The following is a 9,719-nucleotide window of genomic DNA, read 5'->3' as shown; positions in this document are numbered from 1 at the left end:
TTTTATTATTTAAATACACACCCAAATACGCTTCGTTTAAGTATTTGGTTTTTTCAGCAGCATAATTGGCTTCCACATACGTTCCTGATTGCACCGAAACTTTTGCGTAAATATTTTCATAACTAATTGACGCTCTTACTAATGCAATATTTATATTAAAGTTATTTTGTTTGTTATAATTGTATAAAAAATTTTGTTTGTCTTTGTTTTCAGACGCATCAAAATCATAGGAATAATACGTGTCAATAAAACCTGAAAGAACTATTTTTAATGTTTTTTTTGGATTTTCTTGAGCAAACGAAATAGAAACTATTATTAAAAAAAATAAGGCAACTGTGTTTTTCATTTTAAATCTTTTTTCTTCGGGTGTCAATAATATGAACTATTTTCCAAATATTATTTTCTAAAAGAAAAGTAAAGGAATTTACGCCAATATGACTTAACTTTTCATTGATATAAAATTCGTATGGTGTCCAAACGTTTGCCATAGTGCCATCTATTTGAATGTTATAACTTAAAAGGCGTTCTTCAATTTTTAGGTTTTTTGGAATGGCGGCTACGGATTTATAAAAATCTGAATTACTTTGATATGACAACCCTCCAACCGTGTTTTTTTCCGTGATTGATTGCAATTTCATCTCTTTATGGCAAACAGATTGAATTTTTAAAGTATCACTACTTTGTAAACCTTCAAAAAATACTGAAATGGATTGTTTGATTGCCTTTTCCTCTTGTGCAAAAACACCAATACTTAATCCAAAAAATAATAAAATAAATACTTGTCTCATAATGGTTACATTTATTTATTGGTATTAAATGTAGAAAAATTGTTACAATCCATATCTTTATATTAATTTTACAAAATATTTCATTCGGTATTTACTGAACACTAAAAACTGATAACTGAACACAAAAGCATATGTCTGTAGCAAAAAAAGATTATAAAAAAATTACTACGAAGTCGTTAATTGATATGAAAGCCAATGGTGAAAAAATTTCTATGCTAACGGCATACGATTTCACAATGGCAAAAATTGTAGACACAGCAGGTATTGATGTGATTTTAGTAGGCGATTCGGCCAGTAATGTAATGGCAGGAAACGAAACCACGTTACCCATAACTTTAGATCAAATGATTTATCACGCAAGCAGTGTGGTGAAAGCGGTGGATAGAGCGTTAGTTGTGGTTGATTTACCTTTCGGAAGTTATCAATCGGATCCTAAAGAAGCGTTGCGTTCTTCTATTCGTATTATGAAGGAAAGCGGCGGACACGCTGTAAAATTAGAAGGTGGTAAAGAAATTGAATCGTCAATAAAGAAAATATTAAATGCCGGAATTCCTGTAATGGGACATTTGGGTTTAACACCACAATCGATATATAAATTCGGAACGTACACGGTTCGTGCCAAAGAAGAGGAAGAAGCGGATCAATTACTAGAAGATGCCAAAATGTTAGAACGTATTGGTTGTTTTGCTCTAGTTTTAGAAAAAATACCGGCGAAATTAGCACAAAAAGTTGCCGAAAGTATTTCTATTCCGGTAATTGGAATTGGAGCGGGTAGTGGCGTAGACGGTCAGGTGTTGGTTTTACACGATATGATTGGTATGACACACGAATTTAGTCCAAGATTCTTACGCAGATATATGAATTTATTTGAAGATATGACGAAAGCAATCGGGCAATATGTAGCTGATGTAAAATCAGAAGATTTTCCTAATGCTAACGAACAGTACTAGTACTAATTAAAGTTGTCATTTCGACGAAGGAGAAATCGCATAATCTAAGCATAATGTGATTTCTCCTTCGTCGAAATGACAATAAATAAAAATTAAGAATTTTAGAAAGTCTAAAAATCTAAGATGTCTAACCTTCTAAAAATCTAAAAAAAACAATGAAAATAGTTTCCGATTCAAAAAATCTTCAAATTCTTCACGAAGACAATCATATAATAGTAGTAAATAAGCGCGTTGGCGATATCGTACAAGGAGATAAAACCGGTGATGAGCCATTATCGGATATTGTGAAATCGTATTTAAAAGTGGCGTATGACAAACCGGGTGAGGTGTTTTTAGGTGTGGTACATCGTTTGGATCGACCTACAACAGGAATTGTGGTGTTTGCTAAAACATCAAAAGCATTAACCCGTTTAAATGAAACGTTTAAAAACAGAGAAACACAGAAAACCTATTGGGCTATTGTTAAAAATGCGCCGCCAAAAACGGAAGATACTTTGGTGCATTTTTTACGAAGAAATACTAAAAATAACACTTCTAAAGCCCATTTAAAAGAAGTGCCTGATGCAAAAGAAGCCAAACTATCGTATAAAATTATTAAGAAATTAGATAATTATTACGCTTTAGAAATTGATTTACATACCGGACGTCATCATCAAATTAGAGCGCAACTTACTGCTGTGGGTTGCCCAATTAAAGGCGACTTAAAATACGGATTTGATAGAAGTAATCCTAACGGTGGTATTCATTTACACGCCAGAAAATTAGTGTTAACGCATCCGGTTACTAAAGATCCATTAGAAATTATCGCTCCAGTACCGGAAGATGTATTGTGGAAGTTGGTTTAAGTGAGTCGTAAAGTCGAAAGTCCCAAATCGTAAATCGTAAATCGTAAATCGTAAATCCCAAATCGTAAATAAACTTTACTTATTTGATATTAAGCAAAAATATTTTTTGTATTTTTGAACCTTAAAATTTAAAACCATGTCAACAGTTACTTTAGGAGGAAATCCTGTAAACACAAATGCTGCTTTACCAGCTATTGGTTCAGCTGCACCCCAATTTCAATTAGTAGGAAACGATTTGTCTGAAATTTCTTTACAAGATTTTAAAGGTCAACGTGTTATCTTAAATATTTTTCCAAGTATTGATACGCCTACTTGTGCTACTTCAGTACGAACGTTTAATAAAATGGCTAACGATTTAACGAATACTAAAGTATTGTGTATTTCTAAAGATTTGCCTTTTGCTCAAAAACGTTTTTGTGGTTCGGAAGGATTAGAAAATGTAGTGAACTTATCAGATTTTAGAGATGGAAGTTTCGGAACGGATTACGGGGTAACTTTAATTGATTCTGTTTTAAAAGGATTACATGCCAGAGCGATTGTTGTAATTGATGAAACTGGAAAAGTAGCTTATTCTGAATTGGTTAGTGAAATTGCTAACGAACCAAATTACGAAGCGGCTTTAAACGCATAAAAATAAGATGATTCAAGATAAAAGATTTTTTTCAGGTAGAGTTAAAAGTATTGGATTTGCCGTAAAAGGCGCCTTTAAATTAATCACAACGGAACATAGTATAATGGTGCAATTTTCTATTATGCTTTTAATGATATTTGCTGGATTTTATTTCCATATTAGTCGTGAAGAGTGGATGTTGCAAATACTAGCTTTCGGATTGGTATTAGGAATTGAAGGTATAAATACGGCAGTGGAGAAAATAGCAGATTTTATTCACCCTGAATTTCATGACCGAATAGGTTTTATTAAAGATATTGCTGCTGGTGCCGTTTTATTTGCGGCAAGTAGCGCGTTAACAGTAGGTGCTTTAATTTATGTACCGAAACTATTTAATTTATAGAAATTAATGGCTAAAAAAGAAACAACAAGCGCTTCAGATAAGAAACTGCGAACTTCTATATTTAAAACCACACGAGGACAAAAGTTCGTTGCTGGTTTTTTCTTCGTTATAATTGCATTGTTTTTATTATTATCTTTTATATCGTATTATATTTCAGGTAGTAACGACCAAAGTCAAATAAATGAGCTGGCCAATAGAAACGTAGTCGTTGAAAATTGGTTGGGTAAAATAGGGGCTTGGTTGGCTGATTTCTTTTTGTATCAAGGTTTTGGTATTGCTTCTTTCTTATTTGTAAAAATTTTCTTTTTAATTGGTGCGTATTTACTAATTGATTTGCCACTAGGTAAAATAAGAAAATCTACCTTTTGGGATTTGTATGCGATGGTCACCATTTCCTTATTTTTTGGACTTATTTGGGAGTATGTTCCACATTTATCTGGAGTAATTGGTTTCGAATTGCATGATTTAATTCAAGATTATGCTGGGAATATTGGTACGATTATGATTTTAGTTTTCAGCGTAATTGTATTTTTAATCTTTAAGGTGAAAGTGTCTCCAGACAAACTAAAAGACTATTTAGATGCGAAAGCTTCGCCTGTAGCTGTAGTTGATGAAAATGAGATTGACGAGGAAGCTACTTCTGACACTATATCACCAGTGCTTTCAGATAGTGAAGAGGAAGCCGCTATAGTAGCACCGCCATTAAAAAAAAATCCTATAATTGAAGATACAGATGACGAATGGACAAACATGCAAGTGATTGACCGTGATGCGCCTTCGGCTTTTGAAATAGATAAAACGGCTTTAAAGCCTACCATACAAAATGCGTCTGAAATTAAATTAGACACACCACCACAAGAAACACCGAAACAACCTGAAATTATTGAAACGGAAGATTCGTCTTTTATTATCGAAAAACCAGAAGAGGAAGATATAGTAGAAGAAAGTATTGCCCAACGTTTGGTGCAAGATTTCGGTGAATTTGATCCAACTTTAGAGTTGTCTAACTTTCAAATGCCTTCTATTGAATTGTTGAAAGATTATTCGGGAGTGGGAATTACTATCAATCAAGCCGAATTAGAGGAAAATAAAAATAAGATTGTAGATACCTTAAAGAACTACAAAATAGAAATCGCTCAGATTAAAGCTACTGTAGGACCTACGGTTACGTTATACGAAATTGTACCTGAAGCGGGTATTCGTATTTCTAAAATTAAGAGTTTGGAAGATGATATTGCCTTGTCGTTATCGGCATTAGGTATTCGTATCATTGCGCCCATTCCGGGTAAAGGGACTATTGGTATTGAGGTACCAAATGCCAATCCGTCGATGGTTTCTATGAGAAGTGCCATTGCTTCGCCGAAATTCCAACAAGCAGAAATGGAATTGCCTATTGCTTTAGGAAAAACCATTTCTAATGAAACGTTAGTTGTAGATTTAGCTAAAATGCCGCACTTATTGATGGCAGGAGCAACTGGACAAGGTAAATCGGTAGGATTAAATGCGGTATTGACATCGTTACTTTACAAAAAACATCCAGCGGAAGTGAAGTTTGTATTGGTAGATCCGAAGAAAGTAGAGTTGACCCTTTTTAATAAAATTGAACGTCATTATTTGGCCAAACTTCCTGATACGGATGAGGCGATTATAACCGATAATGCGAAAGTAATTAATACCTTAAACTCGTTGTGTTTGGAAATGGACAATCGTTATTCTTTGCTTAAAGATGCTATGGTGCGTAACATAAAAGAGTATAATGAGAAATTTAAACAACGAAAATTAAACCCAGAAAATGGGCACCGTTTTTTACCGTATATCGTTTTAGTGGTAGATGAGTTTGCCGATTTAATTATGACGGCGGGTAAAGAAGTAGAACTGCCTATCGCGCGTTTGGCGCAATTGGCTCGTGCTATTGGAATTCATTTGATTATTGCTACGCAGCGTCCGTCTGTGAATGTAATTACAGGTATGATTAAAGCCAATTTCCCAGCAAGAATTGCCTTCCGAGTAACGTCTAAAATTGACTCAAGAACCATTTTAGATTCAGGGGGTGCGGATCAGTTGATTGGTAGAGGGGATTTGTTGTTTTCTAACGGAAATGATTTAATTCGTGTGCAATGTGCCTTTGTAGATACTCCAGAAGTAGAACGTATTTGTGATTTTATTGGTTCGCAAAAAGCGTATGCCGATGCCTATTTACTGCCAGATTATGTGGGTGAAGATAGTGGCATAAAACTTGATATGGATATATCGGAACGTGATTCATTATTTAGAGATGCGGCTGAGGTTGTTGTTTCGGCACAACAAGGTTCGGCTTCTTTAATTCAAAGAAAACTAAAGCTTGGATATAACCGAGCAGGACGAATTATTGACCAATTAGAAGCGGCTGGTATTGTAGGACCTTTTGAAGGTAGCAAAGCCAGACAAGTTTTAATAACGGATATGAATTCGTTAGAAATATTTTTTAAGAACGAACAATAGATTGAAAACCATATAATGAAAAAATTAGTTACACTATCAGTTATCGCCCTATTTTTAGTGGCCTTTACAACTGGAGAAAACAACCCACCGAAAGAGAAAAATGCGGGTAAAGCATTATTAGATAAAGTAGTTGCCAAAGCAAAATCCTATAAAAATATGGTGATTGACTTTAAGTATGCTATAAATAACTCTGCAGAAAAAATCAATCAAGAAAGTACAGGAAAGGTGATGCTTCAAGGTAACAAGTATCATTTAACTTTTATGGGTGTTACTAAATTATTTGATGGAAAGAAAATATACACGATTGTTCCTGAAGATGAAGAAATTACGGTATCTAACCATGATGAGAATGATGCTAATGCGATGTCACCAAACAAGATTTTTACCTTCTTTAAAAAAGGATTTAAATTCGCTATGGATATCAAACAACCTATGGCTGGGAAAACCATTCAGTATGTAAAGCTTACGCCTTCTAGTGTGACGGATAAACGTAAAGAAATCTTAATTGGTATTGATACCAAAACCAATCATATCTATAACTTAATTGAAATTGGTAAAAATGGTACTAGAACCACTTTAACAGTTTCTTCGTTTAAATTTAACCAAACGTTAGCAAAAAATCAGTTTACCTTTGTAAAAGCGAAATATCCAAATTATTATATTAATAAAGCGGACTAATCTGTAGCTTTTACGTATAACCACTCCATGAAAATAATTGATAAATATTTATTAAAATCATTCCTGATTACATTTGCTACGGTATTTGTAATCCTTTTTTTTATTTTCGTATTGCAAAGTATTTGGTTGTTTATTGCCGAATTGGCAGGTAAGGATTTAGATGCTTTGACTATCTTTAAATTTATCTTTTATTACTCGCCAATCATGGTGCCTTTGGTGTTGCCATTGTCTATTTTATTGGCTTCTATTATGACCTTTGGTAGTTTTGCAGAAAACTATGAATTTGCGGCAATGAAGTCGGGCGGAATATCTTTAGGACGTGCCATGAAGTATTTAATTGTTTGTACCGTGTTGTTTAGTGGTATTGCCTTTTTATTTGCCAATAATATTATTCCTGAAGCCCAATACCGATTTATAAACTTAAGAAAGTCTATTATTCAAACCAAACCGGCTATGGCTATTGGTGAAGGACAATTTAGTAAAATTGGTACCACAACCTCCATTCATGTTGAAAAGAAATCAGGGGAAAACGGCTCGTTTTTAGAGGGTGTTACGATGCATATGAAGAAAGGGGAGTTTGGTACGGTTACTACTGTTATTAAAGCCAAAAAAGGGGTATTGAAAAGTGATGAATCTACCAATTTATTGCAGTTGGATTTATTAGATGGAAATTATTACGAAGACATTCAACCTAAAAAGTTTGAAGAACGCGACAAGCTGCCTTTTGCTAAAAGTAGTTTTAAGAAATATACCGTTACCATTGATTTAGCAAAACTAAACGGCGCATCAGAAGAAGGCGCTGAGATTGTAAACGCGTACAACATGCTTAATATGAGCGAATTGAAATACACGATTGATTCGTTACAAACGACATTTAACAAAGATGTTACGGCGTATAGTGACAACTTAGATAAAAGTGCCGAAAGTCTTGCTATGGTATATAATGCGCCCGTGTCTTCTTCTGTAATAGTGCCTAAAAAAACTAAATTAACTGGCGATTTAATTGATTTGTTTCCAACAGATAAAAAAACGTTGGTGATAGATGTTGCCAAAAACAATATTAACAATACTATTTTTACTTTGGACGGATATAAAACCGATTTGGAGTTTAAACAAAACAATATTAACGACCACTGGATTGGGTATTACGATAAAATTTTAATTGCCTATTCGTGTTTGTTGATGTTTTTTATTGGTGCGCCTTTGGGTGCCATTATTAGAAAAGGGGGGCTTGGCTTGCCTATTATATTTGCAGTAGTAATTTTTATTATTTATAATTTTGCCAATACGTTTGGTAAGAAATTAGCCGGACAAGACGCTATTTCTCCTTTTATAGGAACGGCAGCGGGTGCTTTATTACTCACGCCTTTTGCTATAATGTTTACCTACAGAGCCACCAAAGATATGGGATTAACCATCGATTTAGATTGGTTGGTGTTGCCTATTAAAAAAATGCTTACGAAACGAAATACTAATTCGCTACCTAGCGAAAACACAACAACTAATGAGTCATAAGATACAACTGAATACCATAGAAGAAGCTATTGAAGATATCCGTCAGGGTAAAATGATTATTGTGGTAGATGATGAAGACAGAGAGAATGAAGGCGATTTTTTAGCGGCTGCTGATAAAGTAACGCCAGAAATGATCAACTTTATGGCTACGCACGGAAAAGGGCTTATTTGTGTGCCATTAACCGAATCGAGATGTAAGGAATTGGAATTGCATACCATGGTAACCAACAATACTGATAATATGGAAACGGCCTTTACGGTTTCTGTAGATTTAAAAGGAAATGGGGTGACTACAGGTATTTCTGCAGCGGATCGTGCTAAAACTATTGAAGCTTTAGTGCATCCGGATACCAAACCGTACGAATTGGGACGACCAGGACATATTTTTCCTTTAATTGCCAGACAAGGTGGGGTGTTACGAAGAACTGGGCATACGGAAGCGGCTATTGATTTTGCTCGTTTGGCAGGGTATTCTTCTGCAGGTGTCATTTGCGAGATTATGAATGATGATGGTACGATGGCACGTTTACCAGAATTGGTAGAAGTGGCTAAGAAATTCGATTTGAAATTGGTTTCTATTGAAGACTTAGTGGCATACCGAATGCAACACGACAGTTTGATTAAGAAAAAAGAAGACTTTGAAATACAAACCCGTTTTGGAACGTACCGTTTGCGTGCGTATTTGCAAGTTACGAACAAACAGGTGCATATTGCCTTAACAAAGGGAAGTTGGAGTATGGGTGAGGCCATTTTAACCCGTATTAACTCTACGCAAGTCACGAATGATATATTGGGTAGTTTAACCGATACGTTAAATAAGAAGTTAGAAGATATCTTTAAGAAATTTGAATCGTATGATAAATGTGCGATTTTGTTTATCAATCAGGAAATGCAATCAGTGGAATTGTTGGATCGTTTGGCCGAGTTGAAACGTTTGCAAGCGGCAGGAGATTTTACGACACCAAGAATTGCTGTAGATACCAAAGACTTTGGTATTGGTGCGCAAATTTTACATGATTTGGACATTACTAAGATTAAATTATTAACCAATTCTTGGCAAAACAAACGTGTGGGAATGATTGGTTACGGCTTAGAAATAACCGAGTATTTGAATTATTAAATAAAAAACCAGATAGTAAATATTGACTATCAGGTATTTAATAAAAACTTCTAAAAAAAGTAATACAATTGTTTTTTTAATAGAAAAAACCTTTTATATTTGCACTCGCAATACGAAAGTAGTGCACGTCTTATTGGAGAAATGGCAGAGCGGTCGAATGCGGCAGTCTTGAAAACTGTTGACTGTAACAGGTCCGGGGGTTCGAATCCCTCTTTCTCCGCGAAAGCGATGTTTCAAAAGAAACATAAAAAGTAAAAACACCTTTAAAACCAAGCGTTTTAGAGGTTTTTTCATTTTTAGACCTTAGTCAAAAAACACCTATTTTATCA

General features: G+C 34.6%; 10 protein-coding genes and 1 tRNA gene. 9 read left to right on the top strand and 2 right to left on the bottom strand.

Annotation, left to right across the window (positions count from 1 at the left end; all coding sequences use genetic code 11):
• Positions 1-346 (bottom strand): outer membrane beta-barrel protein (locus ACIQZ1_RS08910; protein WP_396160616.1); only part of this gene is annotated, 346 nt, incomplete at its 3' end.
• A gap of 1 nt (position 347) precedes the next feature.
• Complete coding sequence (locus tag ACIQZ1_RS08905) at positions 348-788, bottom strand: nuclear transport factor 2 family protein (protein WP_396160615.1); 441 nt, start codon at positions 786-788, stop codon at positions 348-350.
• Between the two features lie 131 nt (positions 789-919).
• On the opposite strand from ACIQZ1_RS08905, the gene panB reads away from it, so the two are divergent.
• From panB to ACIQZ1_RS08860, 9 genes are all read left to right on the top strand, one after another.
• A complete protein-coding gene (gene panB, locus ACIQZ1_RS08900) occupies positions 920-1,738 on the top strand; it encodes a 3-methyl-2-oxobutanoate hydroxymethyltransferase (RefSeq protein ID WP_396160614.1) in 819 nt (272 codons plus the stop codon).
• 155 nt (positions 1,739-1,893) lie between these two features.
• Complete coding sequence (locus ACIQZ1_RS08895; protein ID WP_396160613.1) at positions 1,894-2,583, top strand: RluA family pseudouridine synthase; 690 nt, start codon at positions 1,894-1,896, stop codon at positions 2,581-2,583.
• A gap of 136 nt (positions 2,584-2,719) precedes the next feature.
• Positions 2,720-3,214 carry a thiol peroxidase gene (tpx, locus tag ACIQZ1_RS08890; RefSeq protein WP_396160612.1) on the top strand — a complete coding sequence of 165 codons (495 nt, stop codon included), beginning with the start codon at positions 2,720-2,722 and terminating at the stop codon, positions 3,212-3,214.
• Positions 3,215-3,221: 7 nt separating this feature from the next.
• Positions 3,222-3,596: a diacylglycerol kinase family protein gene (locus ACIQZ1_RS08885; RefSeq protein ID WP_396160611.1), complete on the top strand. Its 375-nt coding sequence runs from the start codon at positions 3,222-3,224 to the stop codon at positions 3,594-3,596.
• Positions 3,597-3,602: 6 nt separating this feature from the next.
• Complete coding sequence (locus ACIQZ1_RS08880) at positions 3,603-6,077, top strand: DNA translocase FtsK (RefSeq protein ID WP_396160610.1); 2,475 nt, start codon at positions 3,603-3,605, stop codon at positions 6,075-6,077.
• 15 nt (positions 6,078-6,092) lie between these two features.
• Positions 6,093-6,755, top strand: coding sequence for an outer membrane lipoprotein carrier protein LolA (locus ACIQZ1_RS08875; protein ID WP_396160609.1), 663 nt, complete (start codon positions 6,093-6,095; stop codon positions 6,753-6,755).
• 27 nt (positions 6,756-6,782) lie between these two features.
• Positions 6,783-8,270, top strand: coding sequence for an LptF/LptG family permease (locus ACIQZ1_RS08870; protein WP_396160608.1), 1,488 nt, complete (start codon positions 6,783-6,785; stop codon positions 8,268-8,270).
• Positions 8,260-9,390: a 3,4-dihydroxy-2-butanone-4-phosphate synthase gene (gene ribB, locus ACIQZ1_RS08865; protein ID WP_396160607.1), complete on the top strand. Its 1,131-nt coding sequence runs from the start codon at positions 8,260-8,262 to the stop codon at positions 9,388-9,390. The genes ACIQZ1_RS08870 and ribB overlap by 11 nt, the downstream gene beginning before the upstream one ends.
• A gap of 135 nt (positions 9,391-9,525) precedes the next feature.
• Positions 9,526-9,610 (top strand) — tRNA-Ser (locus ACIQZ1_RS08860).
• Positions 9,611-9,719 lie beyond the last annotated feature (109 nt).

It is taken from the genome of Flavobacterium sp., assembly GCF_044341185.1.
In the GTDB taxonomy this organism is placed as follows: Bacteria; Bacteroidota; Bacteroidia; order Flavobacteriales; family Flavobacteriaceae; genus Flavobacterium.
The sequence above is the reverse complement of the archived record's forward strand: the minus strand, read 5'-3'. Positions and strand labels throughout refer to the sequence as shown.